This is a genomic window from Paenibacillus sp. LS-5, from assembly GCF_056121505.1.
Window position 1 is genome coordinate 65,348 of the sequence record NZ_JBWAVA010000005.1, and the last position, 26,258, is coordinate 91,605.

General features: G+C 51.5%; 24 protein-coding genes. 16 read left to right on the forward strand and 8 right to left on the reverse strand.

Going from position 1 to position 26,258, the window contains the following annotated elements; all coding sequences use genetic code 11:
* Window positions 1–236: 236 nt before the first annotated feature.
* On the reverse strand, window positions 237–419 hold the full coding sequence (locus AC0MA3_RS09840) for a hypothetical protein (RefSeq protein ID WP_379155331.1): 183 nt from the start codon (window positions 417–419) through the stop codon (window positions 237–239).
* Window positions 420–729: 310 nt separating this feature from the next.
* On the opposite strand from AC0MA3_RS09840, the gene mnmL reads away from it, so the two are divergent.
* From mnmL to AC0MA3_RS09865, 5 genes are all read left to right on the forward strand, one after another.
* Window positions 730–1,686: a tRNA modification radical SAM protein MnmL/YtqA gene (gene mnmL / locus AC0MA3_RS09845; RefSeq protein ID WP_379155328.1), complete on the forward strand. Its 957-nt coding sequence runs from the start codon at window positions 730–732 to the stop codon at window positions 1,684–1,686.
* A complete protein-coding gene (gene mnmM, locus AC0MA3_RS09850; RefSeq protein ID WP_474656027.1) occupies window positions 1,686–2,291 on the forward strand; it encodes a tRNA 5-(aminomethyl)-2-thiouridylate-methyltransferase MnmM in 606 nt (201 codons plus the stop codon). Before mnmL ends, mnmM begins: the two co-directional genes overlap by 1 nt.
* Window positions 2,292–2,684: a VOC family protein gene (locus tag AC0MA3_RS09855; protein ID WP_474656028.1), complete on the forward strand. Its 393-nt coding sequence runs from the start codon at window positions 2,292–2,294 to the stop codon at window positions 2,682–2,684. It begins immediately after the preceding gene.
* 45 nt (window positions 2,685–2,729) lie between these two features.
* Window positions 2,730–3,698, forward strand: coding sequence for a type I phosphomannose isomerase catalytic subunit (locus tag AC0MA3_RS09860; RefSeq protein WP_379155319.1), 969 nt, complete (start codon window positions 2,730–2,732; stop codon window positions 3,696–3,698).
* Window positions 3,699–3,845: 147 nt separating this feature from the next.
* Window positions 3,846–4,805, forward strand: a complete 960-nt coding sequence (locus tag AC0MA3_RS09865; protein ID WP_474656029.1) for an alpha/beta fold hydrolase — start codon at window positions 3,846–3,848, stop codon at window positions 4,803–4,805.
* Window positions 4,806–5,049: 244 nt separating this feature from the next.
* Here the strand turns inward: AC0MA3_RS09865 and AC0MA3_RS09870 are convergent, their stop codons facing one another.
* Complete coding sequence (locus AC0MA3_RS09870; protein ID WP_474656030.1) at window positions 5,050–7,005, reverse strand: B12-binding domain-containing radical SAM protein; 1,956 nt, start codon at window positions 7,003–7,005, stop codon at window positions 5,050–5,052.
* Between the two features lie 15 nt (window positions 7,006–7,020).
* Window positions 7,021–8,856 (reverse strand): DNA helicase RecQ, encoded by a 1,836-nt coding sequence (gene recQ, locus AC0MA3_RS09875; RefSeq protein ID WP_379155310.1) that lies wholly within the window; start codon window positions 8,854–8,856, stop codon window positions 7,021–7,023.
* Window positions 8,857–8,966: 110 nt separating this feature from the next.
* Here recQ and AC0MA3_RS09880 point away from each other — a divergent pair, with 110 nt between their 5' ends.
* From AC0MA3_RS09880 to AC0MA3_RS09920, 9 genes are all read left to right on the forward strand, one after another.
* Window positions 8,967–10,622 carry a spore germination protein gene (locus AC0MA3_RS09880; RefSeq protein WP_474656031.1) on the forward strand — a complete coding sequence of 552 codons (1,656 nt, stop codon included), beginning with the start codon at window positions 8,967–8,969 and terminating at the stop codon, window positions 10,620–10,622.
* Window positions 10,570–11,670, forward strand: a complete 1,101-nt coding sequence (locus tag AC0MA3_RS09885; RefSeq protein ID WP_474656032.1) for a GerAB/ArcD/ProY family transporter — start codon at window positions 10,570–10,572, stop codon at window positions 11,668–11,670. Before AC0MA3_RS09880 ends, AC0MA3_RS09885 begins: the two co-directional genes overlap by 53 nt.
* A complete protein-coding gene (locus AC0MA3_RS09890) occupies window positions 11,663–12,880 on the forward strand; it encodes a Ger(x)C family spore germination protein (protein WP_474656033.1) in 1,218 nt (405 codons plus the stop codon). Before AC0MA3_RS09885 ends, AC0MA3_RS09890 begins: the two co-directional genes overlap by 8 nt.
* Before the next feature lie 18 nt (window positions 12,881–12,898).
* Window positions 12,899–13,084: a CLC_0170 family protein gene (locus AC0MA3_RS09895; RefSeq protein ID WP_379155297.1), complete on the forward strand. Its 186-nt coding sequence runs from the start codon at window positions 12,899–12,901 to the stop codon at window positions 13,082–13,084.
* 72 nt (window positions 13,085–13,156) lie between these two features.
* Window positions 13,157–14,179, forward strand: coding sequence for an RluA family pseudouridine synthase (locus tag AC0MA3_RS09900; RefSeq protein WP_379155294.1), 1,023 nt, complete (start codon window positions 13,157–13,159; stop codon window positions 14,177–14,179).
* A 190-nt stretch (window positions 14,180–14,369) separates the two neighbouring features.
* Entirely contained in the window at window positions 14,370–14,885 is a 516-nt protein-coding gene (locus AC0MA3_RS09905) for a hypothetical protein (RefSeq protein ID WP_379155290.1), read from the forward strand.
* 28 nt (window positions 14,886–14,913) lie between these two features.
* Window positions 14,914–15,309: a hypothetical protein gene (locus AC0MA3_RS09910; RefSeq protein WP_474656034.1), complete on the forward strand. Its 396-nt coding sequence runs from the start codon at window positions 14,914–14,916 to the stop codon at window positions 15,307–15,309.
* A gap of 32 nt (window positions 15,310–15,341) precedes the next feature.
* Window positions 15,342–15,923, forward strand: a complete 582-nt coding sequence (gene dhaS, locus AC0MA3_RS09915; protein ID WP_474656035.1) for a dihydroxyacetone kinase transcriptional activator DhaS — start codon at window positions 15,342–15,344, stop codon at window positions 15,921–15,923.
* Between the two features lie 148 nt (window positions 15,924–16,071).
* Entirely contained in the window at window positions 16,072–17,652 is a 1,581-nt protein-coding gene (locus tag AC0MA3_RS09920) for an oleate hydratase (protein ID WP_474656036.1), read from the forward strand.
* Between the two features lie 186 nt (window positions 17,653–17,838).
* On the opposite strand, the gene AC0MA3_RS09925 is transcribed toward AC0MA3_RS09920, so the two are convergent.
* Together AC0MA3_RS09925 and AC0MA3_RS09930 are read right to left on the reverse strand one after the other, a co-directional pair.
* Window positions 17,839–18,561 carry a DsbA family oxidoreductase gene (locus tag AC0MA3_RS09925; RefSeq protein ID WP_474656037.1) on the reverse strand — a complete coding sequence of 241 codons (723 nt, stop codon included), beginning with the start codon at window positions 18,559–18,561 and terminating at the stop codon, window positions 17,839–17,841.
* Window positions 18,562–18,883: 322 nt separating this feature from the next.
* Window positions 18,884–20,170 (reverse strand): glycosyltransferase family 4 protein, encoded by a 1,287-nt coding sequence (locus AC0MA3_RS09930; protein ID WP_474656038.1) that lies wholly within the window; start codon window positions 20,168–20,170, stop codon window positions 18,884–18,886.
* Between the two features lie 349 nt (window positions 20,171–20,519).
* Here AC0MA3_RS09930 and AC0MA3_RS09935 point away from each other — a divergent pair, with 349 nt between their 5' ends.
* Window positions 20,520–21,452 (forward strand): glycosyltransferase family 2 protein, encoded by a 933-nt coding sequence (locus AC0MA3_RS09935; protein ID WP_474656039.1) that lies wholly within the window; start codon window positions 20,520–20,522, stop codon window positions 21,450–21,452.
* Here the strand turns inward: AC0MA3_RS09935 and AC0MA3_RS09940 are convergent.
* The 3 genes from AC0MA3_RS09940 to AC0MA3_RS09950 form a co-directional block, all read right to left on the reverse strand.
* Window positions 21,449–21,853: a hypothetical protein gene (locus tag AC0MA3_RS09940; RefSeq protein ID WP_474656040.1), complete on the reverse strand. Its 405-nt coding sequence runs from the start codon at window positions 21,851–21,853 to the stop codon at window positions 21,449–21,451. The genes AC0MA3_RS09935 and AC0MA3_RS09940 overlap by 4 nt on opposite strands.
* 226 nt (window positions 21,854–22,079) lie before the next feature.
* Complete coding sequence (locus AC0MA3_RS09945; RefSeq protein WP_474656041.1) at window positions 22,080–24,173, reverse strand: YhgE/Pip family protein; 2,094 nt, start codon at window positions 24,171–24,173, stop codon at window positions 22,080–22,082.
* Window positions 24,174–24,276: 103 nt separating this feature from the next.
* Window positions 24,277–24,849: a TetR/AcrR family transcriptional regulator gene (locus tag AC0MA3_RS09950; RefSeq protein WP_379155261.1), complete on the reverse strand. Its 573-nt coding sequence runs from the start codon at window positions 24,847–24,849 to the stop codon at window positions 24,277–24,279.
* A gap of 250 nt (window positions 24,850–25,099) precedes the next feature.
* Here AC0MA3_RS09950 and AC0MA3_RS09955 point away from each other — a divergent pair, with 250 nt between their 5' ends.
* Window positions 25,100–26,209: an FAD:protein FMN transferase gene (locus AC0MA3_RS09955; protein WP_474656042.1), complete on the forward strand. Its 1,110-nt coding sequence runs from the start codon at window positions 25,100–25,102 to the stop codon at window positions 26,207–26,209.
* Window positions 26,210–26,258: the final 49 nt, after the last annotated feature.

Consider the following 26,258-nt stretch of genomic DNA (forward strand, 5'->3'; position numbering starts at 1 on the left):
CTTTCTCTAATACAAACACTGTCACTTGCAATATTGTGCCGAACTTGCCCGCAAAAGTAAAGGGATTTTAACAAGAAAGCAGGCAGAACCCGGGGAATAAGTGAACAGTCTGAAGCTTAAACCTTCTCAGGCTTCAAACAAAAAGGAATTCTCCGCTGGCCTGGATACGGCCGGAACGAAGAATTCCTTCTTGATATATTTGGAATTGGGGTTCGTGTTATCATGCAGCTGACCGTCTACCTTGCAGGAGTTTGAAAATCAAATCTCTTCTCAAAGGCACTGCGGATCTTGCGCTGTGCTTCAGTCTTGATCTTGTGATTGCCATTAAATTCAACGCCCGTCAGCGCAAGCGCTTCGTCGGGAGTCAGTTGCACGTCAATGGAGCCTTTTCCTTCGGCATAAGCCGTTTGAGAATTCATCGTGATCACCTCTTGGTTTTATTATGGACCTTGCGACACGAAATTATGAATTCAAGAAATAGAAATTATAGTTGCTGCAGCGGCTTTTTTACACCCTAAATATAACATAATGTGTAAGCAATATCAAGATGTAAGCGCTGTTATTGGAGTCTATTTTCTACTGCATTTACAGAGGTCTGAATGTTACGCTCATCGCTGATTTTTGATACAATAGAAAGGTTAAATAGAAACGGTACTGTCTCAGCGAGATAAATAAGGATGATGAATGTTGTGATACATAATCCTTATGTTTCATAGAAAGGAGTACTCCATGTCTAACCTTCTACAAACCACCTCTCCATTATTGTGGGGGGATAAACGTTTCCATACCTGGAATTACGAAATGCGCGAGCAGCTGGATGCCAAAGTATTCAAGGTGATGCTGGATGCCGGGTTCACGTGCCCGAACCGCGACGGTTCCATCGCTAAAGGGGGCTGCACTTTTTGCAGCGCAAGAGGGTCGGGGGATTTCGCCGGCAGCCGCCGGGACGATCTGGTTACCCAGTTCAATAACGTACGGGACAGACAGCACTTAAAATGGCCGAATGCCCAATATATCGGCTATTTCCAGGCCTATACGAACACCTACGCTCCAGTCGAGGAGCTTAGAGAATATTATGAAGTGATTCTGCAGCAGCCGGGTGTAGTCGGCCTTTCCATCGCAACGCGTCCCGACTGCCTTCCGGATGATGTGGTCGAATACTTGGCGGAGCTCCACCAGCGCACTTATCTCTGGGTTGAGATGGGTCTGCAGACCATTCATGATTCTACCTCAGAGCTGATTAACCGTGCACATGATACTCAGTGCTATATCGAAGCAGTCCAGAAGCTGCGGCGTCATGGAATCCGTGTCTGTACCCACATTATTCACGGTCTTCCGCAGGAAACCCATGAAATGATGCTGGAGACGGTGTCTGCGGTTGCCAATATGGATGTGCAGGGAATAAAGATCCATCTGCTGCATCTCATGCGCAAGACGCCAATGGTCAAGCAGTATGAAGCCGGGCTGCTGCGATTCCTGGAGCAGGACGAATATGTGAAGCTAATCGCCGACTCTCTGGAAATCCTGCCACCGGAGATGATTGTACACCGGCTGACCGGCGATGCTCCGCGCGACCTGCTGGTCGGGCCGATGTGGAGTCTGAAGAAGTGGGAAGTTCTGAATGCCATTGATGATGAATTGATTGCACGTGATACCTGGCAGGGTAAGTACTGGAGGAAGAGCTAATGGGCTTTATGTCGGTCCTCAGCTTTGCTCATAAATGTATTGAAGACCGCCTCCAGCCAGGCGGCCGGGCCATTGATGCCACCGTGGGCACCGGTGCCGACACGCTGTTCCTCGCCAAAGCGGCCGGTCCGCGCGGCGCGGTGTACGGCTTCGACATTCAGCCAGCAGCGCTGGCACTTGCCGAAGAGCGCCTGCGGCTGGCTTCGGAGGAAGCGCAGGCCGCGCTGGCTCCCGTTACGCTGCTGCTGCGCAGTCATGCAGCCATGGTGGAAGCCGTTCCGCCGGACTGGCGCGGAACGGTCTCTGCGGTGATGTTCAATCTCGGCTATCTGCCTGCGGGTGATGCCGACAAGACAATCATCACCGAGCCGGTGAGCACGCTGGCCGCGCTGGAGGCCGCGCTTGAGCTGCTGCGGCCGGGCGGCATCGTCACAGCGGTGCTCTATCCCGGTCATGAAGGCGGCGATCGCGAAGCTGCCGCAGTGGAAGCCTGGGCGGCGGGCCTTCCATCTCAGAAGGCACAAGCGATCGTCTACCGCCAGCTGCAGCGGGCCACCGCTCCCTATACGCTGGCCATCGAGAAGAAAAAAGGAGCTGATCTGTAAGTGGCCGTAACCAAAATTGAGCACATTGGCATTAAAGTGAATCATCTGGAACGTTCGCTGCAATTTTACCAGGAGGTCATCGGTTTGGAGCTGCAGGACATTCTGGGAGAGCCTGGAGACGGGGTACGTCTTGCTTTTCTAAGCTTCCCTGGCCAGTCTAATGTGGAGGTGGAACTGATTGAGCGGGTCTTTAAAGACCTCCCGCAAGAGGGCAGAGTAAGCCATCTCGCTTTTACGGTGGATGATATTGAACAAGAACACAGTAGAATTGCCGGACTCGGCATACCCGCACTGACCAGTATTTCGACGCTTGCGAACGGCTGCCGTTATTTCTTTTTTGACGGGCCGGATGAAGAAAAGCTGGAGTTTTTTGAATCCACACGCACCATGTAAACCATTTAGAACATTACTCTATAATTTGGAAAGGAAGATGAAGAGATGACTAAGCCTTATCCTTTAAAATTTCAACCGGAGTTCAAAGAACGTGTGTGGGGGGGCCGGGCTCTGGAGAAATTCGGACTTGAACTGCCGGAAGGACACATTGGCGAAGGCTGGATGATCGCTGACCATCCGAACGGGACTTCATCTGTACTTAATGGTGAGCTTGCCGGACAAGGGTTGGATCAGATCCGTGAGCAATTCGGCCAGGAATGGTTCGGAAGCAAAGGCAGCCCGAAGGAGGGCGGACGTTTCCCGCTCCTGATCAAGCTCTTAGATTGTAACGACAATTTGTCGGTGCAGGTTCATCCTACGGATGAATACGAAGGATTGCCTAAGGGAGAATTGGGTAAAACAGAAATGTGGTATGTGCTCGATGCCAAACCAGGTGCCAAAATTATCTATGGCCTCAAAGACGGGGTTACCCGTGAAAGTCTTCGCGAGGCACTGGAAACCGGCAAAGTGATGGACAGCATGCAAGAGATCACTGTTTCGGCCGGCGACGCTTTCTATATCCCTGCAGGAACTGTTCATGCCTTATGTGCCGGAGTGGTTGTAGCGGAAATTCAGCAGAACTCCGATACTACATACCGGATTTATGACTACGACCGTCCGGGTCTGGATGGCAAGCCGCGTGAACTTCATATCGAGGATTCGCTTAATGTGACCGCTTATGAAGGCGCAGGTGCCACCTCCATGAAAACTGATGGGGCTGTGGCCGGAGAGTGGCTGCAAATTGCCTCCTCCCCATATTTTATCGTAGAAAAAGGCGTGGTTAACGGAGAATGGAACCTCTCCACCACCCCGGACAGCTTCACGATTCTCGTGGTCTGCGAAGGCAGCGGACATCTGACCTGGGAAGGGGGCTCCCAGCCTTATTCCGCCGGGGAATGTTACCTGCTTCCATCCACCCTGGGTGCCTACGGAATCGAAGGCCACTCCACTGTGCTCCGCTCGTATCTGCCATAATCCAGGCCTATACTTTCGAAGCAAGTTTTGCACGCAGTTGTCTCCAAGAAGTATTGCTCACAAAACTTAGGCCTATGCTTTCGAAGCAAGTTTTGCACGAAGTTGTCTCCAAGAAGTATTGCTCACAAAACTTTTAGGAGGAACGGTATGAGGGAAAACAGCTTTAAGATGACCGATCCGCTGGGGGTTGCTATTCATGTCTATGAATGGCTGCCTGAGCCGGAGGCTCCGGTGAGAGGAATTGTTCAGATCGCCCACGGGATGTGCGAAACAGCTGTCCGTTATGCCCGGTTTGCAGCGGCGCTCACCGGAGCAGGTTATGCGGTATATGCCAATGACCACCGGGGACATGGACAGACGGCTGGCCGGATCGACTTGCTCGGCGACACCGGGGAGGACGGCTTTTACTGGATGCGCCGCAATATGCTCCAGCTTGCCGGTATCGCCTGTTCCCGGCATGAGGGATTGCCGATCTTCCTCCTGGCTCACAGCATGGGTTCCTTTCTCGCGCAGAAGCTGATGTGTGAAGAAGGCCAGGATGTCTATACGGGATTTATTCTCAGCGGCACTAACGGACCACGCAGCATGCTTCGGCTAGGGGAGTCGCTTGCCGGACTTCAATCCAGACTGCAGGGGTTGCACCACCGCAGTGTTCTGATGAACGGCATTGTTTTTGGCCCGTATAACCGTTCCTTCATCCCGGTAAGGACGGCTTTTGACTGGCTGAGCAGTGATTCGCAGGAGGTGGACCGCTTCATAGCCGATCCATTCTGCGGTGCGGTCTGCACCACCCGCTTCTTCCGCGATTTTTTGCGGCTGCTGCGGGATATCCATTCCCCCAAAACGCTGCGTAATCTATGCAAGGATAAGCCGGTATACTTATTTTCAGGAGCCAAAGACCCTGTAGGTATGAACGGTAAAGGCGTGCTCCGCCTGGCCGGAATCTACCGGAAGAATGGAATATCCGATGTAGAATACAGGTTATATCCTGAAGGCAGACACGAAATGCTCAATGAAGTGAACCGGGATGAGGTGACTGCGGATGTGTTGGCGTGGCTTGTACGCCACCTCCCGGCAGAATCGCTGCTTCAACCCACTGCTAATTAGCGTACTATAAAAGACAGGCTTTCCGGAACTGACGGAAAGCCTGTCTTTGTGTTTTCCCATAACCATATGCATGTGGTGTGATTCCTTGTACAACATTATGCAGCCGGTGCTCTCCTTAAAGAAAGAAATAGACCGCCCCGAAAGGTAACGGTCTACTCCAAACCATTAAGAATAACGACCAGCTATTCTACAGCAGTGGTTGTACAACAGGGCTAAGTTTCCTGATGCACAAGAGATAGACTGACTACAAAGGCAGTGAAAAATACTGTGCACGCTGGCTTTCATCCTGCTGATACATAACGACCAGCAATGTGCTTCCAGCAGTAACCGCCACAGGTTCCGCCAGAGCAATGGAACTCTTGTCTGGTGCATTTAGCACCGGCGCAGAACTCATCGCCGGATTTGCAGCTATCGCCTGAACTGCAGAAGCTACCGAACCCGTCTCTTCGCCGCCAGTTATAATATGGTTAACCGACATACTATCGTCAGCTGTTACGGTCCCCTCAGCTTCAGAAGCCACCGGATCAAAGCGCAGTCCGCTAATCGAATCCAGAACTGCATCCAGCCGGAATGGCAGGACTTCAAGCACTGTGAACTTTTGCAGCTCCCGTTCGCTGAATCCCGCCTCTGCCAGCTTGGCGGACAAGCGCTCGGGATGACTTGTGATTTCCTTCATATAACGGGACCACTCGGATTTATCCAGCGTCATCTCCCACCAGATTTTACGCGGCTTATATTTGTGGCCCAGGAAATAATCCAGCTTCATCAGCCCGGTGATAATGTCCATGGAATCTGTTCCCCGATCCGTCAGAAAGGCATGCAGCCGGGTGAATAGATCCTCCAGCTGGTGTCCGATCTTTTGCCAGCCCCGCTCCTCCCAGTAATCGCCGAACTCCTGGAAGAAGTCAAACGGGGAGGTGAACACATGCCGGATCAGGTATTTGACCGAATGATCCAGCCGATGGCTGTTCCAATATTTCTCCAGCACATCCTCCAGCCGCTTGAGACGGATGATGTCAGAGAAAGACATCACGTGGCTGCTCAAGATTTCGTAAGGAGCGTGCTCCATGTACGTATAATCGTATTTGGCTGCCTGTGCCCGCAGACCGGTACCGCGCAGCATTTTGAGGAATCCGAGCTGCAGTTCTTCCGGCTCCATGGCAAATACATCGTTGAAGGTTTTGCGGAAGGTAGCGTAATCCTCCTGCGGCAGGCCGGCAATCAAATCGAGATGCTGATCAATGTTGCCGCTGGCTTTGATCTTCATGACGGTGCGGGACAGCTTGGTGAAGTTCTGGCGGCGTTTGACCAGCTCATTCGTCTCGTCATTGGTGGACTGCACGCCAATCTCGAACCGGAAGATACCCGGAGGCGCATTCTCGGCCAGGAAGTCCAGCACCTCGGGGCGCATAATATCAGCCGTAATCTCGAACTGGAATACGCAGCCCTGATGGTTGTCGATCAGGAACTGGAACATTTCCATGGCGTAATTGCGGTTGATGTTGAAGGTACGGTCAAGAAATTTGATGACCTTTGCGCCATTCTCAATCAGATAGAGCAGATCAGATTTGACCCGTTCAATATCGTAGTACCGCACCCCTACCTCAATGCTCGACAAGCAGAACTGGCAGTTGAACGGACAGCCACGGCTGGTCTCAAAATATACAATCCGCTTGCCGAGATCCGGCAGATCATCCGGGAACCGGTGCGGTGTTGGCAGGGTATTGAGATCGCTTTTGGGGCGCGGCGGATTCACGATCAGCTCCTCACCCTTGCGGTAGGCAGCCCCGTAGACAAAATGAAACTTGCGTTCATCCCGCAGCTCCTGCAAAAGATGGTGGAAGGTCTCTTCCCCATCCCCATTGACAACAAAATCAATTCCAGCCTCCCGCTGCATCCAGTAGAGCGGCTCATAGGAGACCTCCGGCCCTCCGAGCACAATTGATACCTCAGGCATCACTTGCTTAAGAATCCCGATCAGCTTAACAGTCTCCTCGATGTTCCATATATAACAGGAAAAACCGATCACATCCGGCTTCTTCTGGAATAGGTCGGACACGATATTCATCACGGGATCTTTGATAGTGTATTCTGCCAAATGAATATCCGGGAACTCATGCTCGCTGTACGCCTTCAGAAGACGGATTGCCAGTGAGGTGTGAATATATTTGGCATTTAATGTGGCCAGGATGATCTTCATGCCTTATAACCTTCTTTACATTTCATTTTGAAAAAATTCCAGGAATGGCTTGCCGTACTTCCGGTATTTCACTTCGCCGACCCCTTTGACTCTCAGCATTTCCGCTTCGGTCTGCGGACAAACCACGCTCATCTCGCGCAGGGTCGCATCATTAAAGATAATGTAGGACGGCACATGCTCGCGCCCCGCCAGCTCGCGGCGGATCAGGCGCAGCTGCTCGAACACCGTCTCATTGACAGCCGACGGTGACAAATCGCGGACACGGCTGCGGTCCCGCGAACCGGAAGCCCCTCCGGTGCGGAGTGGACGGGCCACACGCTGCAGCACCTGCCGCTGGCCGCGCAGCACTTCGGCAGCCAGTGGCTGTAGCCGAACCACTGGGTACTGACCTTCGGATAATGCCAGATACCCTTCCGAGATCATTACATTGATGGTCTCCGTAATCTCCTTCTCCGTACGGCTGGACATCGCCCCGTGGGTAGGCAGATTCTCGAAGCCGTACTGCAGCACCTTCTGGTTACGCGAACCTTTCAGTACAGAGGATACCAGGGCCACACCGTAACGCTCGCGCATCCGGTGAATACAGGAGAATATCTTCTGGGCATCCACCGTCATATCTATTAATTCCCTTTCGTCCGTACAAGAGCTGCAGATGCCGCAAGGCTTGTCCCCGTGTTCCTCACCGAAATAATCCAGCTGGGCGCTGCGCAGACAGCGGGTGGTATAACAGTAATCAATCATCTGCTGGAGCTTGCGGTATTCATTGGCTTTGCGGTCTGTGTCCTGGGGATTCTGCTCGATCAGGAACTTCTGCGTCATAATATCCTGGGCGCTGAAGAGCAGAATGCACTGGCTGGGTTCTCCGTCACGTCCGGCACGGCCTGCCTCCTGCACATAGGCCTCCATATTCTTCGGCATATTGTAATGGATGACGTAACGCACATTCGACTTGTCAATTCCCATCCCAAAGGCGTTGGTAGCGACCATGACGCGGATATCGTCGTAAAGGAACCCTTCCTGACTCTCCGCCCGCTCCTGGTCGTTCATTCCCGCATGATAACGGCCGGCGGCGACGCCGGATGCCTGCAACCGCTGATAGAGGTCATCGACCTCTTTGCGCGTAGCTGCATACACGATTCCCGGCTGATTAGCATGCTGGGCCGTATAGTCCATTACGAACTCACGCTTGTTCTCCCCCCGCAGTACAGACATGGCCAGATTGTCACGGCCCAGTCCGGTCATGAAGACTCCCGGCTGGCGAAGCCGCAGCAGCCGGACCATATCCTCCATCACCTCAGGTGTAGCCGTTGCAGTAAAAGCTGCCAGAATCGGCCGCTCCGGCAGCCCCTCTACAAACGGGGAAACGGCCAGATAACTGGTGCGGAAGTCATGTCCCCACTGGGAGACACAGTGGGCTTCATCCACGGCGACACAGGAGATAGACAGACTGCCCATTTCCAGGCGGAACCAGTCCAGCTCCAGCCGCTCAGGAGCCACATAGAGGAGCTTCAGCTCGCCCCGCCGTGCAGCACGAATCCGATCATTTACTTCTTTGCCGCTAAGGGTGCTGTTGATATATGCAGCCGGAATTCCTGCTGTGGTTAGCGCATCCACCTGATCCTTCATCAGCGAGATCAGCGGGGAAATGACCAGGGTAAGTCCTGGCAGCAGCAATGCGGGAACCTGATAACAGATCGATTTTCCCCCGCCCGTCGGCATGATTCCCAGCGTATCACGGCCCTCCAGCAAATTCATGACAATTTTCTTCTGGCCTTCCCGGAAGTCGGGATAACCGTAATATTTTTGCAGTTCAGCCTGCGCCTGTTCCATGGTAGGTGCTTGCATCTTCATCTCTATCATAACTCCTTAAGACTTTCTATCTTTATTTTACATAAAAAAACCCCTACTAACCAACACTTTATAGTGATCCTCCAAACTTCCAGCCCAAAGGAGGCGGCCGAATGCAAGGATGGCAAGAGAAATACGCTTCATATAAACAAAAGCAAAAGCAGCCCTCCCCTATGCCGTCCGTTCCCGGCAATGACAAGATTAGCCTCAGCCTGAAAGATAATATGAAAGCACTGCTTGCCCGGCTCGGCCAAAGCGGAGATCTTGTCGTGCGTGATTTTCTGCTGTTTGGCAGATATGAGGCTGCGCTTATTTTCTTCTCCTCTCTGGTCAATCAGGAGCAGATTCAGGAATATATCCTTAAACCGCTTATGGACCGTTCTGCCGGAAGTCCCGGAATGCCGGACAAGCTTGCTGAGATGTCCCAATATATCTGGAAGGTAGCGGTACAAGTCACAAAAGGAACGACAGAACAAGACGTATCCGCATTGCCTCCCGCCATCGTCAAAGGCCAGCTGATTCTGCTGATAGAAGGTTCAAGTGAAGCTCTTCTGCTGGATATGCGTCAGATCGACATCCGCAGTGTAGAGCAGCCCCAGACGGAACAGGTGATCCGCGGACCGCGGGAAGGCTATGTGGAGAAGCTCGAGAACAACCTCTCTCTCCTGCGCTACCGGCTGCAGAGTACGGACTTCCGGATTGAAATCAGTCCGCTGGGGACACGGACCCAGTCCAGGGTAGCCTTGTGTTATCTGGACAACGTGGCTGATCCGAAGCTGGTAGCCGAGGTGATGCGCAGGATTTCAATTATTCATACCGACGGGATTATCGATGCGGGCTACATTGAACAATTCATCGAAGACCAGCCGTTGTCTCCCTTCCCGCAGGTTCAGAGCACGGAGCGGCCGGACAAAACGGTAGCTTCCCTGCTCGAAGGCCGGATGGCTATCCTGGTGGACGGGTCCCCTTTTGCCCTGATTGTTCCGGCTTTGTTCAACCAATTCTTCCAAACGGTAGACGACTATACCGAACGTTTTATTATGGGCAGCCTCATCCGGATGATCCGCCTGATCGCACTTGCCTTCTCCCTGTTCTTCCCGGCTCTGTACGTGTCTGTGATTTCCTATAATCCGGAGCTGATGCCTACAGATTTCGCCGTAGCCATCTCCGGGGGCCGGGCCGGCGTTCCCTTCCCGGCAGTGCTGGAAGTGCTGATCATGGAGGTGTCCATGGAGGTGCTGCGTGAGGCCACCATCCGCCTCCCGCAGATGATTGGCGGGGCCCTCTCTATTGTAGGCGTGCTCGTCATCGGCCAGGCTGCGGTTGCAGCGGGTCTGGCAAGTCCGATCACTGTGGTCATTGTCGCGCTAACCACGATCGGTTCTTTTGCCACCCCGGCTTATAACGCCGCCATTGGTCTGCGTATGCTGAGGTTCCCCCTAATCCTTCTCGCCGGAATGTTTGGACTCTACGGTGTGATGGTTGGTACAATCCTGATCATCAATCATCTGTTATTCCTCGAATCGTTCGGTGTTCCGTATATGTCACCGTATATTCCCGGCAAATGGCGGGATTGGAAGGATACGCTGGTGAGGGCACCTTTGTGGTGGATGCGCCGGCGTCCCAGCTTTTTGTATACCCAGGACAGTACCAAATTACCCGGCTCTGTTCCTGGAACTTATATAGACCAGATTCTTCAGCAAGGAGGGGAGACCGGTGAACGATTCCCGTCAGATCACGACACTGCGGGCGGCAGCCGTAATCAGTAGCACGATCATGGGTGTGGGAATACTCAGCTTTCCCCGTTACATGGCTGTCGCCGGAAATAGTGCCGGACCTTTTGTAGCTCTCACCGGTATCCTGATTTCGTTCTTCAGCTTCTGGCTGCTTGCCTCCTTATGCCGCCGTTTCCCAAAAGAATCGTTATTCATATTCAGCCGCCGATTAATCGGCCGCCCGCTGGCCATGTTCTTCACGTTGGTTATATGTCTTATTTTCATGACGCTTACCGGTCTTACCGCACGCCAGTTTGGAGATGTCGCCACCAGTGTTTTATTCAATAAAACACCGATTGAAGCGACCATTATTCTGATGCTGCTGATATGCCAGCTGTCCGCCAGGAGGAATATTATTAAATTTTCCTATATTCATTTCTTTTACCTGCCAATGATCATCGGCTCTGTTCTCGTAACAATTCTGATTTCCATGAGGAACGTCGATGTGCTGAATCTGCAGCCGGTTCTGACCGCTCCTACGGCCTCTTTTTGGAAAGGCGCACGTGAAGCCAGCTACCTGTTCCAAAGCTCCTTTGTGATCATCCTGCTGATCCCTTTCATGAAGGTGCCAAAGCAGGCCGTACGTGCAGGGGCATTTGGCATTCTGGGTTCAGGTGCTGTATATCTGCTGATTGCTATAGCATGCATAGGCATGTTCGGCGCTGAAGAAACCAAACTGCTGATTTATCCTACACTGGAAACCGCAAGGTCAGCGGCAGTAGGAGAAGGTTTTCTGGAGCGGCTGGACGCTCTATTTATAGTCATATGGGTAATTTCAGTCTACACCACCATTTACACTACCTATTACCTGTCGTCCTACCTCCTGCAGAATCTGCTTGGTCTGAGAGATCAGCGTATGACCTCTAGTGCGGTGCTTCCTTTACTTTTTGTGATCGCCATGCTTCCGGAAAATGTCTTTGAAACCTACACGTGGTCGCTGGCACTGGGAAATATATCTTTGATATTCATGCTTGGCTACTCCATTCTGCTATGGGTGGTCTATGGGCTGCGCCGCTCTGGAAAGAAGGCCTCTCATGAATAATTTGTTGCGAAAAATAGTCTCGGTAGTATTGCCGGCTGCCATGATCAGTCTCTTCCTTGCCGGCTGCTGGGATCAGGTTGAGATTGAGGACCGGGCATTGGTGCTGGGCCTATCCATTGATACCGTCCCCCCCCAGAAGGCTGCTGAGGAAGAACAGGTTACCCATCTTAAGGATACAGAAATGCCGCATCAAATGATTAGTGTCACAGCGCAGATCGCTGTACCCGGACGTGTCCCGCTTGGCCCGGGCAGCGGAAGTGAAAACGGAAAAACAAGCCCCGTGTGGGTGGTTACAGTGGTGGGACATTCGCTTGATGATGCCATGAACAATCTGCAGCAGCAGATCGCAGATCCCCGGTATCTCGTACATTTGCGGGTGATTGTCATCAGCGAAGACATCGCCCGGGGAAGAATGGACGATCTGGATGACTATCTCCGGCGCAATCCTGAAGTCCGGCGCAGAACCTGGCTCCTGGTATGCGAAGGACGTGCTTCGCAGTTCATGGATGTCAAACCTCCGCTGCAGCGCGTCCCTACACTATACGTGTTATCCATGATGGAGAAGGCAGTAACTTCGGGCATATTCCCCGCAGATTATATCGGCACCTACTGGTCGTCGGATTCCAAATGGGGACAAAGCGCCTATCTTCCTTATGTGGCACTGCGCAACAAAGAGAACATTCTGATTAATGGTCTGGCTTATTTCAGCCAGGGCAAAATGGTCAATACAACTCAGCCGCTTGAAATCGGCGCATTCATGGCAGTTCAGGGTATGGACCCGGGCGGCTACTCCACTCTTTTCAAAACAAGGAAGTACGGTATGGTCATGACCAAAACCAATGAGCGCTATACCAAGGCCCGCAGCTTCATCCGGGACGGTAAGCCTGTTCTATCCTTTGACATTTATCTTGAAGGGGATCTGGATGAGCACTATCATAACCTGAGGCCTGCCGACTCCTCTGCAAGTCTGCATGAGATTGAGCTTGAATTCAAAGAGAATGCGAACGCTGTGATCCGGCGGCTGATACAGCAGACCCAGAAGGATCATGCTGATATATTTGGAATGGGGGAGATTATCCGGGCCCGCCATCCTGCGTATTGGAAACAGCATATTCATAACAAAAATGATTGGGAGGAGCTCTACGGCAGCATCACCGTGGACATTAACCTAGAACTGCACCTGCGGAGAGTCGGACTTAAAAAGACTTAGGAAACGAGGGGAATGCTCATGATCCACCTTTATGCCAGTTCTGCTGCCGTTGCCATATTCTCCGCACTGATGCTGCTCACTGTGGACAGGAATATTTACAAATCCAGCGGATGGGTCCGGGAAAAAAAATTCGCCTCTGCAATCGGATGGTGCTTTGCCGGTATAGCTTTAATCATCATCGCCTGGCGAATAATCATGATCTAGCCGATCCGTAGTATTTCTTCACGGCTCATGGTATATTGAGGAGTACATTATTAGAGGACGGAGAATGCTTCCATGAATACAAGACGAAATCCCAAAGAGGGTTCCAAACGCGGTGCTAGGCCGGGAGTGAACGCTAAAGTTCAGCCTAAGTCCGGTACAAGAGGACCTAATAGCAAAACAGGCGGCAAGACGGGGGCAGCCAAAGCACCGGCGCCCGTTAAATCGTATACGGTGGCCGAACCTGCCGAACTGCTGGCTTTTCTGCTGAAGACCCTTGCAAGCCGCGGGCGAAATTCCGTTAAGTCCATGCTCTCCCGGGGGCAGGTGTCGGTGAACGGCAAGGCAGTGACCAAACATAATTTTCAGCTTCATCCCGGCCAGACCGTTACCATTGACCAGGAAAAGCCAGTCCAGGTACAGGAAATGATCGGACTGACGATTGTTCATGAGGATGACGATCTGATTGTCATTCAAAAGGATGCGGGCTTGCTGTCCATCGCCACCGGCGAAGACAATGAACTGACCGCCTACCGCCAGCTGATGGAGCATGTCCGCCAGAGCAATCCGAAAAACCGTGTCTTTGTGGTACACAGACTGGACCGCGACACTTCCGGTGTGATGATGTTCGCCAAAAGTGAACAGCTCCAGCAAATGCTGCAGAATACGTGGAAAGAAACGGTGAAGGAACGCTCCTATGTAGCTCTTGTTGAAGGTGTCGTCAAAAAACCGGAAGGAACCATCAGCTCCTGGCTGAAGGAAACCTCGACGCTCAAGATGTATTCCAGTCCCCATGAAGGGGACGGCCTGCATGCCGTAACCCACTACAAGCTTATTCAGGCTAACCGCCACTTTTCTTTGCTGGAAGTTCATCTGGAGACCGGGCGCAAGAACCAGATCCGTGTACATCTGTCCGATATCGGACATCCGATAGCCGGGGACAAGAAATACGGTGCAGAGACCAAAGCTGTGGGCCGGCTTGGACTGCATGCCCGTGTGCTCTCCTTCGTACATCCGACCACCGGAGAATTGCTTACCTTTGAGAGCGCCATCCCCAAGACGTTCCTGAAATACTCTGCACCCGCGCCAACGAACTAAAGTCTGTTGCGGAACCGGGGATTGGGCTTGAAATAAATGATTATTTGCTTCTATAAAGGGATGCATCCACAGCGGATCCGCTGGAGATGCATCCCTTTATGTGCTTAGATGGGACGCCGCAGGACCAGCAACATTTTCGCAGCAATTCCCGTCATGATACAATATAGAGAAACTTAAGAAGGTGCCTTATATGTTCCATCCTACTGTCTTTGACAATATTAAAACCGCATTTGAAAATCAGATCTATGACTACGATAATCTGGATGGAATTCTTGTGGTAACGGACCGTACCGATTTGATGAACCTGGCGCTGATGTCCCGGGAGTTCACTCTGTCCTTCAAGCTGACCGGCGGCAGAAATGTGACCTCCGAGGTAGTGCTGCTCTCATCGGTGAAGGAGCTAAGCGACGAGATTCTGGAAACACCGGGCAGCAATCCCGGCTGCGGTCTTCTTTTACGCTTTTATATGGAAATTGATGATGTGGATGTCCAGTGTCCGGCCATTGAGGATGTCCTTACCACCATTTGGGGACCTGATTTCCAGCCCGTTCAATCTCTGAGTTACCTGTACGGCCAGGAAGACGACACCTACAATAACTGCATCGAGCTGCAGTTCAACCGGCAGATTACCGAAGAGCAGATGGAGGATATCCCAAGCCTCTTGAAGTTTCTTTTGCAAAGTGCGGAGGAACTGGAAGAGATCTAATTATTCTTTTGAATGAGGTGAAGAGTTCATGAATTTCCTGCCAACCGCTAAAAGCAAACGCTGGTACATCGCAGTTCCCGTCTACGCACTTGTTCTGTGGCTGCTGCTGATGCTGCACCGCTTTGTCCTGCTGGACAAGGAATTCAGTGTTCTCCTGCTTGGCCGGTATTCCGCACTTGCGCTTGGCGTGTCCATCCTTGTAAACGGCTTCGGCTGGTTCGGCGCAAGGCTGGTCTGGCTGATCACCACGTTAGGGATTCTGACCGGGCTTGGGTTCATGATCGCCTACACCTACCGGGATATGTCCGGATGGGAAGATCTGGCGGGCTTCCTCACGTTTGCAATGTTCACGCTTGGGGGCTTGGCGGCTGGCCTGCTCGCTGAGGGAATCTATTGGCTGGTCAGACACAAGCGCCGCGCATAATACTTTTGGATTACATGATGAGGGGGTAGACCGTGTCCAATTCCCTTTTGACCAAAAAAGCCCTCGCCCATTCGCTAAAAAACCTGATGGAGCATGTCCCGCTGAACAAAATCTCTGTCAAACATCTGGTGGACGATTGCGGGCTGAACCGTCAGACGTTCTATTATCATTTTCAGGATATTTTTGAGCTGCTGGGCTGGATTTATCAGACGGAAGCTGTGGAGAGCATCGCCCAGTACCGCAGCTACAGCACGTGGACAGACGGGTTTTACCGGATTTTTTGCTATATAGGGGCTAACAAGGCCTTTTGCTGCAATACGCTGGACTCTCTAGGGAGAACACATCTGGATGCATATCTGTATGAAGTGACTAACGGCCTGATTATGGGGGTTATTCAAGAGCTGGCGGGTGAGATGGAGGTTAGCACTGCGGACAAGCGGTTTATCGCTAATTTTTATACACTGGCTTTTACAGGACTTGTGATCCAGTGGATGCGGGACGGCATGAAGGATGAACCGAAGCTGATCATCGATAAGCTCAGTGTGCTGATTGAAGGGAATTTTGCCAAAGCGCTGCATCAATATGCCAATGAAAATGGACTGCGCAATCTCTAAAAGGGCGGTTTCCGTCGGAAAACCTTACACTTTGCCATAAGTGACCAAAATTCATACACTCGCAGACTTTTGACCATACCTTGTGCGGCAGCCTTGGTTTACATTAGGGACAGCAATAGAAACAGCAACCCTATGGAGGCGACTCACAGTGAAAAAAGAGTACGGTAACAGCCAGGTGTATTTCATCGGCGGCGGTATTGCATCCCTTGCAGGTGCGGCCTACCTCGTAAGAGACTGCGACTTTCCCGGACAGAACATTCACATTATAGAAGAGATGAAAATCCTCGGCGGCAGCAACGACGGCTCGGGCAGCGGTGAACAAGGTTATGTGATCCGGGGCGGCCGGATGCTGAACGATGAAACCTACGAGAACCTCTGGGAACTCCTGAGCACCATTCCTTCGATCGACCAACCGGGGCAATCGCTGCGGGAGGAAATTACAGCATTCGATGACGCCAATCCCACTCACTCCAATGCCCGCCTGATTAACCGTGAGGGTGAAGTCGAGGATGTACTGTCTATGGGCTTCGATATGGCGGATCGCATGGCCTTGGGCAAACTGATTATCACTCCTGAAGACAAAATGGGCATAGCACGAATCAACGATTGGTTCGGCCCTCATTTTTTCCAGACGAATTTCTGGTATATGTGGGCAACGACGTTTGCCTTCCAGCCTTGGCATAGTGCGGTTGAATTCAAAAGATATATGATCCGCTTCATGCATGAATTCCCGCGTATTCAAACGCTTGAGGGCGTCACCCGCACCCCCTATAACCAATATGATTCCATTATTCTGCCGCTGCAGCAGTATTTGGAGCCCTTCGGCGTAGACTTCACCCTGAATTGTACAGTCACCGATCTGGATTTCAAGGACGGCGATGGCATTACCGTTACAAAAATGCAGGTGCTGCGCCAAGGCGTCCCGGATGTCATTGCGATTGGCGAAGAGGATCGCGTGATTATTACGAACGGCTCTATGACGGAAGGCTCCAGTCTCGGCTCGATGACAGCCGCCCCGCACCTGAACGGCAAGGGCAGCTCCTGGAAGCTGTGGGAGAACATTGCCGCCAAGAAACCGGGTCTAGGCAATCCCTCCCCTTTTGCCGATCATGTGGACGGCTCGAAATGGGAATCGTTCACGGTAACGTTCCAGGACCCGGTATTCTTTGATCTGATGGAAAAGTTCACGCGCAACCGGGCCGGTACAGGCGCACTCGTAACCTTCAAGGACTCCAGCTGGTTCATGTCCGTAGTGCTTGCTTTCCAGCCGCATTTCCGCAACCAGCCGGAGCATGTCAAGGTATTCTGGGGGTACGGACTGTATCCGGACAAGACCGGCGATTTCGTGAAGAAGAGAATGTGCGACTGTACCGGGGAAGAAATCATGCAGGAGCTGATCGGCCACCTTCATTTCGAAGCGCATCAGGAAGAGATTATGGCTACTTCGAACTGTATCCCATGCATGATGCCCTACATTACCTCCCAGTTCATGCCAAGACTGAACAGCGATCGGCCGCAGGTCGTTCCCGCAGGGTCCACCAACCTGGCCTTTGTAGGCCAATACTGCGAGATCCCGGACGACGTGGTATTCACCGAGGAATACTCTGTGAGAGCAGCCAGAATTGCCGTGTATACGCTGATGGGCGTCAACCGCCCTGTAGAGCCGATCAAGCAGCATCAATATGATGTGCGGACACTGTTTACGAGTCTGGTGACTTCGTTCAGATAAAACGCTGAACGTACCCGGAAGCCGCTGCTTCCTGGCTTGCCGTTTGGTCTATAGCAACGCATATGAAAAGCCCCCTAGCCGTCAGTCATTCTAACGGGAGGGGGCTTTGGGTGTATCTCCATTTATGCCATGCCAGCCAACCTGGTCCAAGGCAGGATACCCGGGATCAGATCGGAGATTCTGCAATCAGATACTGCAGGATCCGTCATCGCAGCCCTCGGAATCTGCCGCTTTGGACTGGGGCTTACCGACAACCTTAAGCTCAGGTGTGCTTTTCTCTTCAGCCCAGACGGTATCCAAGACTTCGGAGAACACCGGACCAGGCTGAGCACCTGAAACGGCATATTTATTATTGAAGACAAAGAAAGGCACGCCTGTGATATTCAATCGCTGTCCCTCTGCAATATCATTGTCCACCGCATCTGCATAAGCGTCTGTCTCCAGCATTGCCGTTACATCTGCAGCATCCAGACCCACCTCGGCAGCGAGAGAAGCCAGCTCTTTGTGGTCCGCCAGATTATGTCCATCGGTAAAATAAGCTGCCAGCAGCCGCTCGGACATCTCTGCACCTTTACCTTTGGCGGCAGCATAATGGCCCAAACGGTGACTGTCAAAGGTATTCGTATTCTGCACGGTATCAAAATTGAACTCCAAACCTACACCCCTGGCTTGCTCTGCGAGTTGAACGTTCGTCGCAATCGCTTTCTCCCGGGTCATTCCATATTTGGCAGCCAGCATATCATAAATATCCTGAGTGGCCTGCACCGGGGCACTCGGATCAAGCTGGAAACTGCGGAAGACCACTTCTACCTTGTCTTGGCCTTCGAACTGGCTCAGTGCATTCTCCAGCCGTCTTTTACCAATATAACAGAAGGGGCAGGCATTATCAGACCATACATCTATTCTCATAGGGATTCCTCCTAAAGTTAAGTAACTAAATATATCTCACTTACAATTGTATAGTTAATTAGTGAAAATTACAAGTATATTTATCCCTGCTGCAGTACTATCACCGCATGGCCTCAACTCCGCGCACAAAAAAGCGCCTCTCTCCACAAAGAGCCTGCCATCACCTTATCGTGCTTGGACGATTCGGAAGCTGATGGACACAAGACGGATGGATCACATTTGGAGTGAACCGCCGGCTTACTTTGCAGAGTGTAGAGCGCTATTATGATCGTTATATGTTGCTTTTATACCACTTACACACTTCACTTAAGCTGTTTGCACGTTACACTGGGGTGCTCAGCTCCGGAGCGAAGCCGTCGCCGCCATATTGGGTAACTGAAGGGTCAAGCCCCAGGCTTTCCTGAAGCAGATTGTACAACCGGGCCCCAATGATCTCTTCTGAATAGTCAGAGCGTACGATCTTCAAGGCAGCTTCTCCCATCTCTGCACGCAGCTCAGGATTAGCAAGTAAAGTATCTATTGAGGCGGCAAGCGCGGATGGCTCCAAGCCTTCAGCAAGCAGACCGCTCACCCCATGCTGTACCAGCCCGCGTACCCCCATTACATTAAAAGCCACCGTGGGCAGCCCGCAGGCACCTGCTTCCAGAATGACCAGCGGCAGTCCCTCATACCGTGAAGGCAGTACGAAAAGCTCTGAAACACTGTAATAGCTGGCCAGAATATCCTTGTTGCGGATCGTGCCGAGGAGAATTATGCGGTCCTCAAGATTCTTTTCCCTAATAAGCGACTTCAGGCTCTGCTCATCCGGCCCGCCGCCAGCGATCAATACCTTCAGGTCAGGAATGGCATGCAACTGCTCCATGGCCTGAACCAGCAGAGAATGTCCTTTTTGATGCTCAAACAAACGCCCTACGGTGATCATATATCTGCTGGCCGGGTCCAGTCCAAGCGTTGCCAGCGCCTGCTCCCTGTCTCTTTTGTAAAAGATCTCTGAGTTCACAAAGTTCGGCAGCAGCCGTATCCGGTCCGCGATATGCGGGAAATGGCTAACCATGTTTTTTTGCTCATCTTCATTAAGTGTGGTCAGAAAGGAAGCCTTGTGCAGCGTATGCTTTTTGATGGGTAAGATCCATTTATGAATACTCCCTCCGTGATACGCGGCAATGATGGGAATATTCAACTGCTTGGCCGTTCTAGCCAGCCGTTCAAAACGTCCGGAAGCATACTCCTGGGCATAGATGATGCTGATGCCATCCTCTTGCAGAATCCCGGCCAGATCCTTTTGAATGGTGGAAATATATTGGGAGATGAATTTACCTATAGGCGTCCGGTGGGAGTGCGGGATCAGACAATACGATTTATACAGTCTTCCCACTGGAATGAACTTAATCGTGCAATCCACAATGCCGTGCTGGTAAGTGCGGACCTCATCACCAGTCCGGGTGAAATTATAAATGGTAGTGCGGATGCCTTTGGTCTGCAGAAGACGTGCATAATCGAATGAAAAATCATTATGATACGAACTTACATATTCCTCTTCACTGAGACCCAGACCTTTTACGAAGAAATCTTCAAAGTAATTAGTATGCATAAAGATCCCGACATGCATAACGTCTCCTCCTTAAAGTTTTGATAGCATAAGCTCCATGAATTAGTTTCGCAAAACTGGCTTCGGAAGCTTAGACTTAAGTTTTGATAGCATAAGCTCCATGAATCAGTCTCGCAAAACTGGCTTCGGAAGCTTAGACTTAAGTTAAGCCCAAATAGTTCCAATTACTTAAAATCATCTGCAACTTATTTCCTAATTATTATAATCTTAATTCCTATAAAAAAAAGTAAACGAAAGTGGTATATACGGTCCTACGGAGGGGGAGTACACTGGAATTAACATGGATTATCGGTGATTGTCATATTCTAGGAATGCGGACGTTATAAGCGTCCCGGAAGGAGCCAGCGGCATGCATGATGTGTCTATAGTAATTCCCACGCGCAACCGGATCAAAGATCTTACGTTGTGCATTGAGTCCATCGGCAGACAGACTGAGCTCGAAGATGTCTCGATCGAGCTGCTGATTGTTGACGATGGAGAGATAGAGGAGAAGGTTCTGGAATATTTCCGTAAAGTCCTGGGCCGTATGCCTCAGGCAGAACTTCGCTATTACCGCAAAACCAAACCTGGTGTCTGGCTCTCCCGTTATGAGGCGCTCGGACTGATTGACGGCGATATTCTGCTCAGCTTCGATGATGATGCCGAACTCGATGATCCGCTATACATCCGCCGGATGCTGGATACCTATGCAGCGGACAAGTCGATTGTCGGCGTAGGCGGCATAGCGAAAGGCATGTCCAGCAGCAGATCAGGCAAACTGCTCGGTATGCTCACCTGCCAAATGTCGGCATCGCCAGGCAGATTGTCTGCCAGTACTCTTGCCGGCTCCCTGTTGCTCTGGGGGGAAACCCGGGACACCTTTGAAACGGATTTTTTCCATGGCTGCAATATGTCTTTCCGGGCTTCGGCTCTTAAAGATATGAAGCCTTACCCCTGGATGACCAGCTATGCTGTGGCTGATGATATCTATATGTGCCATCTGGCGAGTAAATACGGCAAGCTTGTAATCAACCCGGATATGAAAATTACCCACCACGAGTCCCCAAGCTCCCGCGACAAGGCGGGACGTGTAGCACGTGCAACAGCGGTCAATCACTATTACCTGCTGAATCTGCGCAAAGCTCCGGTAAAAAATTACGCCGCCCTGCTGTGGACACTGACCTACCTGACCGGCAAGTCGACGCTAAAGCGTAACTTCAATGCAGTATCAGGTTATGTCAGCGGCATCCTCTTTGTACTGAATCCCCGTAAGGATAAGTACCGCGAATATATGCTGGACTAAGCTTGAACCAGCATTCTGGTACATGCTTCTTGACTGGCCCTGGAATGCGGCAGGCGCTTTAATAACGGCATTTTTGCCGTTATTGCGCCGCTTTCCTGCGGTGGGCGCTTCAATAACGGCATTTTTGCCGTTGTTCCGCCGCTTTCCTGCGGTGGGCGCTTGAATAACGGCACTTTTGCCGTTATTGCGCCGCTTTCCTGCGGTGGGCGCTTTAATAACGGCATTTTTGCCGTTGTTCCGCCGCTTTCCTGCGGTGGGCGCTTGAATAACGGCATTTTTGCCGTTGTTCGAGTCATCGCAGCACTCGCCCACGCTTTTCTCCTCGGCTTCATATGCACTTTATCGAATTCGATTGTATATCTTATCGATAACAGAAAAATCTTATTATCTAAATAACGCAAAAACTCCCGTTCCCCTTCAGGGGCGGGAGTTTCTGCTATATGCTTCCATATATGTGCCTGCTTAACGCCTTGTATACTTTTCTGCCTGCTTACCACCTTGTATGGCTTGTCTCCTGCTTATCGCCTTGTATACTTGTCCGCCTGCCCGCTTGGCTTGCCGACTTGCCTGCTTACATGGCTTGTCTATCTGCTTCCTTGCCTGCTGTACCCCTATGCTGCCGGAGGCTCAAACCGTCAGCTCTTTCGGAGCAGCTGCTGTGCGCTTAGTCTGGCGCGCAAAATACAGGAAGGTTAACACAAGGAAAATCACGGCGTAAGTGAGTAAATATACGATTTGCTGTCCCATCAGCCCGTAGTCACCTGTACCGACAATTGCCTTGTAACCGGCGATACTGTGAGTCATCGGAAGCCAAGGATTTACTTTCTGCATCCAAGTAGGCAGCAGTTCCAGCGGAAATGTGCCTGCGCTCGATGTCAATTGGAAGATCATCAGCACAATTGCCAGGAAACGGCCCGGGTTATCCAGCCAGGTAACCAATGCCTGGACGATCATAGTAAAGGTGAAGCTGACGATCAGCGTGAACAGGAAGAAGAGCGGAACGCTCTGAACCTCCAGCTTCAGACCATATAACAAAATTATGTCGGCCAGAACCGATTGAAGAATACTGACCATTACGAAGGTAAGCGTCCGGCTGACGAATCTGCCCATCGGAGAAGCGCCAGGCACATTCGAATCCCGCAGCGAGAACACAGTGGTGAACACCAGCGCCCCTACGAACAGGGCTAATGATAAGAAATACGGTGCAATCCCCAGTCCGTAGTGATCCAGCTTGTGATCCGTTTTCTCTGTCAGCTTCACCGGTTCGGCGAACATGTTGACCGTGTCATCCCCGGATTTCACGCTTGACGTATCCGCTGCAGCCTCGTTCAGCTTCTGCGCCAGCTCACTGCTGCCGCTGGCCAGCTTGCCTGCACCATCCTTCAGTTCGCCCGCACCATCGTTCAGCTTAACCGTACCTTCTGACAGGCCGTTCACGCCTCCAGTCAGCTTGGTCAGTCCTTGCTCCAGCTTCGACGCGCCTTTGTTCAGTGCCGCTGCTCCGGTAGCCAGCTTGCTTCCGCCTGTGCTGGCTTCATCCAGCTTCTTGCCGAAGGCTTGCAGCCCTGAAGCCAATTGAGTGCTGCCATCACTCAGCTGTGCAGCGCCTTGGGCCAATTGCTGTTGCCCCTGGTCCAGCTGCGTGCTGCCGGCCAGCAGTTGCGTCTGCCCGGTATGCAGCTGCTGACTGCCTGCGGCTACCTGCTGGCTTGCAGCCAGCAGTTGCTGGAACTGCTCATTCTCCTGCAGACCAGGCGTTGCCGCCATCATCTGCTCCAGACCTTTGGCCACCTGTTCGGCACCGGTAGCCAATTGGCTGCTGGCCGCTTCGGATGCGGTCAGTCCCTCCTTTAGCTGACTGCTGCCCGCCTTTGAAGCCAGCAGCCCTTGCTGCAGCTTGGCCGAACCGTTCTGTGACTTCACAGCCCCATCCTGCAGCTGCTGATGGGCTTTAGTCAGCTGGCTTAAGCCGCTGGCAAGGTCTGTTGTTCCCTTCGTTAATGTGCCTGAGCCCTGATTCAGACTATACGCGCCGTTATCCAGCAGCTTCAGTCCACTCTGGAGCTCGGTTGTGCCGCTGGCAAGCTTATTCAGGTTGCTCTTAAGCGTGGACAAACCGTTAGTGAGCTTCCCTGCTCCGTCCTTAAGCTCGGTTGCACCGCCTCCGGCATCCCCAAGACCTTCAGAGATCGTATCTACCTGTTCAAACATGCTGCGGGTATAGGCTTCTGTGATCTGGGTCGACAGCTTTGACTTCAATTTATTCATCGCACTGATGCCGATTTGTCCGGCCACAAAGTTATAATCACTGTTCGGCTCGTACACAATCTCAGCCTGGACCGGATGTTCTTCGGTTAAGGTAGTCGCATTCTCCGAGAAGTTGGCAGGAATAGTAATCGTCAAATAATAACGGTTATGGGCCATGCCATCCTCCGCTTCCGCCGCATCCACGAAATCCCATTTGAAATCGCTGTTGTCTTTTAACTCCTCAACAAAATCCTCGCCCACTTTCATAGTCTTGCCCTCGTAGACCGCTCCCTTATCCTGGTTGACCACTGCCACAGGCAGCTTGCCCGTATTGCCATAGGGGTCCCATGAGGCATCTACCAAAAAGCCGCTATACAGCATCGGCAAAGCCGCAACACCCAGCAAAGTGAGCGCAAGCATCGGCTTCGTCACCAGTATTTTCAAATCCTTCAGAAACACAGTCATAGCTTTCATAGCCGTCACCTTCTATCTCTTGTTTGTAAATTAATGAAAATTTTCACAGTCAATCATTACTATTGAAAAAAAATAGCCTTTTACAGGCCGGTTGGCTTGGCTGCTATACGAGAATGCCCTTCGAAATGAACAAAATCATATGTTCTTTAATCCGATTTTTGTCCAGAGGCTCATGCCCTTTGTTCCATTCTGTAGTCAGGGCCAGGTATAAGCGCAGAATCATGAAGGCTGCCACACTTGGGTCACAAGGCTTCACTTCACCCCGCTGAGTCGCCTGCTCAATCTGCTGCTTCAGGAAGTCGAGCGCATATTCTTCCATCCGTTTAACCCCTTCAAGCGCCTGAGCCGTACCGATATCACGAACCTCCTGCGCCAGCTTGACGAACAGTTCATGATCCGAGCGGAATTCCAGAATGGAATCGAGCAGATTGAGCAGCTTCAGAGTAAAAGTAATATCTTCCGAAGCCAGCCGGTTCATAACAGAGGTCAGCTCCTGGGAGGCCTTGTCCAGAATTTCTTCGAACAGCTCTTCCTTCGTTTTGAAAAAAGTATAAATCGTACCTTTGCCTACATTGGCGATCCTGGACACTTGATCCATAGTCGTGGCTTTATAGCCAAACTGCACAAAGGACTTCGTCGCCGCCTGCAGAATTAATGCTTTGCGGTCGATGGACATGGTTCAAGCTCCTTTCTTTCTAAAAGAATCAGTCACATTTTGACTAAATTTTATTTTCGGTCAGTCGGTCATAAACAATTTACCATGTATGTGTCTGTATGACAACAATTTTAATTAAATTTCAGCTAAAAGGGGATTCTCCTCTATTTCTTATGCCCAAAATGTCATGAAAAAAGTATCCATGTTCTGCTGATCTGGGGTATTATAAAAAAGATGTGATTAAAGAAACTAACTTTATGGATGGTGGAATATGTTTAAGAACAAAAAACCAGCAATGGTCCTGCTCGCTCTCGTCATGGTTTGTGCCCTGGCTGTCACAGCCTGCAGCAACAATAAGAACAACGGCAGCAGTTCTAATGAGACCTCTGGCGGTGCAAAGGTATCCACGGATGGTGAAACCAAATCCCTGGAGCAGACGTTTTATATTTATGATACCGTGGTTAATATCAAGATTTATGGTGATAAAGCAGAGCAGAAAAATATGGATGACATCCAGCAGATGCTGGAACGAATGGATAGAGAGTTCAGCCGCACCAAGGAAGACGGGGAGCTGTACGCTGTGAATAAGGCTGCCGGAAAAGAAGCGGTGGTGGTCTCCGATGAAACGCTGGATATTGTCAAGCAGTCGCTGAAATATGCCGAAGAAATGGACGGGCTGTTCGATCCGACGATCGGACCGCTTGTAGATCTGTGGAATATCGGCAGCGGCGGGGAATCGGTTCCCCCTCAGGCGGATATCGACAAAGCCAAAGCCCTGACCAACTATAAAGACGTGATTGTGGATGATGCCGCGAAGACAGTGAAGCTGGCCAAAGAGGGCATGGTGCTGGACATGGGCGGTATCGGCAAGGGCTATGCGGCAGACCGTATTGCTGATTATTTAAAGGAGCAGGGTCTGGACAGTGCGATGATCAACCTTGGGGGCAGCAGCATTATTGCGCTCGGCAACAAGCCTAACGGCTCACCATGGAATATTGGCCTGCAGGACCCTGACCAGAGCCGGGGTACGCAGCTGGGAACGATTAAAATTTCCGACGAGGTCATCGACGCCTCAGGGGTATACGAACGTTTCTTCATGCTGGACGGAGTGCGTTATCATCACATTCTGGATCCGCGTACCGGCTTCCCTTCCCAGAACGGGTTAAAAAGCATTACAATTATGAGTCCCAACGCCACAGACGCAGATGCCCTGTCCACCGGGGTGTTTCTCATGGGTCTGGAGGACGGCATGAAATATCTCGAATCACTGCCGGAGAAGATCGATGCCTTCTTCATCACAGATGACAACAAGATTTATGCTACCTCGGGACTGCGGGAAAGACTGCAGCTGACCGATCCGGGATACACGTTTGCCAATTAAGTATGATTTGTTATGAGAATTCAGCAGATAATAGCAAAAAAGCGGCGGA

Excerpts from the sequence above, each read along its gene's own strand:
- AC0MA3_RS09955 (WP_474656042.1), top strand. The coding sequence starts at position 25,100 with ATGTTTAAGAACAAAAAACCAGCAATGGTCCTGCTCGCTCTCGTCATG.
- AC0MA3_RS09880 (WP_474656031.1), top strand. The coding sequence starts at position 8,967 with ATGCAAGGATGGCAAGAGAAATACGCTTCATATAAACAAAAGCAAAAG.
- AC0MA3_RS09890 (WP_474656033.1), top strand. The coding sequence starts at position 11,663 with ATGAATAATTTGTTGCGAAAAATAGTCTCGGTAGTATTGCCGGCTGCC.
- AC0MA3_RS09930 (WP_474656038.1), bottom strand. The coding sequence starts at position 20,170 with ATGCATGTCGGGATCTTTATGCATACTAATTACTTTGAAGATTTCTTC.
- AC0MA3_RS09925 (WP_474656037.1), bottom strand. The coding sequence starts at position 18,561 with ATGAGAATAGATGTATGGTCTGATAATGCCTGCCCCTTCTGTTATATT.
- AC0MA3_RS09860 (WP_379155319.1), top strand. The coding sequence starts at position 2,730 with ATGACTAAGCCTTATCCTTTAAAATTTCAACCGGAGTTCAAAGAACGT.
- AC0MA3_RS09945 (WP_474656041.1), bottom strand. The coding sequence starts at position 24,173 with ATGAAAGCTATGACTGTGTTTCTGAAGGATTTGAAAATACTGGTGACG.
- AC0MA3_RS09865 (WP_474656029.1), top strand. The coding sequence starts at position 3,846 with ATGAGGGAAAACAGCTTTAAGATGACCGATCCGCTGGGGGTTGCTATT.
- AC0MA3_RS09840 (WP_379155331.1), bottom strand. The coding sequence starts at position 419 with ATGAATTCTCAAACGGCTTATGCCGAAGGAAAAGGCTCCATTGACGTG.
- AC0MA3_RS09935 (WP_474656039.1), top strand. The coding sequence starts at position 20,520 with ATGCATGATGTGTCTATAGTAATTCCCACGCGCAACCGGATCAAAGAT.
- AC0MA3_RS09900 (WP_379155294.1), top strand. The coding sequence starts at position 13,157 with ATGAATACAAGACGAAATCCCAAAGAGGGTTCCAAACGCGGTGCTAGG.
- mnmL (WP_379155328.1), top strand. The coding sequence starts at position 730 with ATGTCTAACCTTCTACAAACCACCTCTCCATTATTGTGGGGGGATAAA.
- recQ (WP_379155310.1), bottom strand. The coding sequence starts at position 8,856 with ATGAAGATGCAAGCACCTACCATGGAACAGGCGCAGGCTGAACTGCAA.
- AC0MA3_RS09895 (WP_379155297.1), top strand. The coding sequence starts at position 12,899 with ATGATCCACCTTTATGCCAGTTCTGCTGCCGTTGCCATATTCTCCGCA.
- AC0MA3_RS09950 (WP_379155261.1), bottom strand. The coding sequence starts at position 24,849 with ATGTCCATCGACCGCAAAGCATTAATTCTGCAGGCGGCGACGAAGTCC.
- mnmM (WP_474656027.1), top strand. The coding sequence starts at position 1,686 with ATGGGCTTTATGTCGGTCCTCAGCTTTGCTCATAAATGTATTGAAGAC.
- AC0MA3_RS09870 (WP_474656030.1), bottom strand. The coding sequence starts at position 7,005 with ATGAAGATCATCCTGGCCACATTAAATGCCAAATATATTCACACCTCA.
- AC0MA3_RS09905 (WP_379155290.1), top strand. The coding sequence starts at position 14,370 with ATGTTCCATCCTACTGTCTTTGACAATATTAAAACCGCATTTGAAAAT.
- AC0MA3_RS09910 (WP_474656034.1), top strand. The coding sequence starts at position 14,914 with ATGAATTTCCTGCCAACCGCTAAAAGCAAACGCTGGTACATCGCAGTT.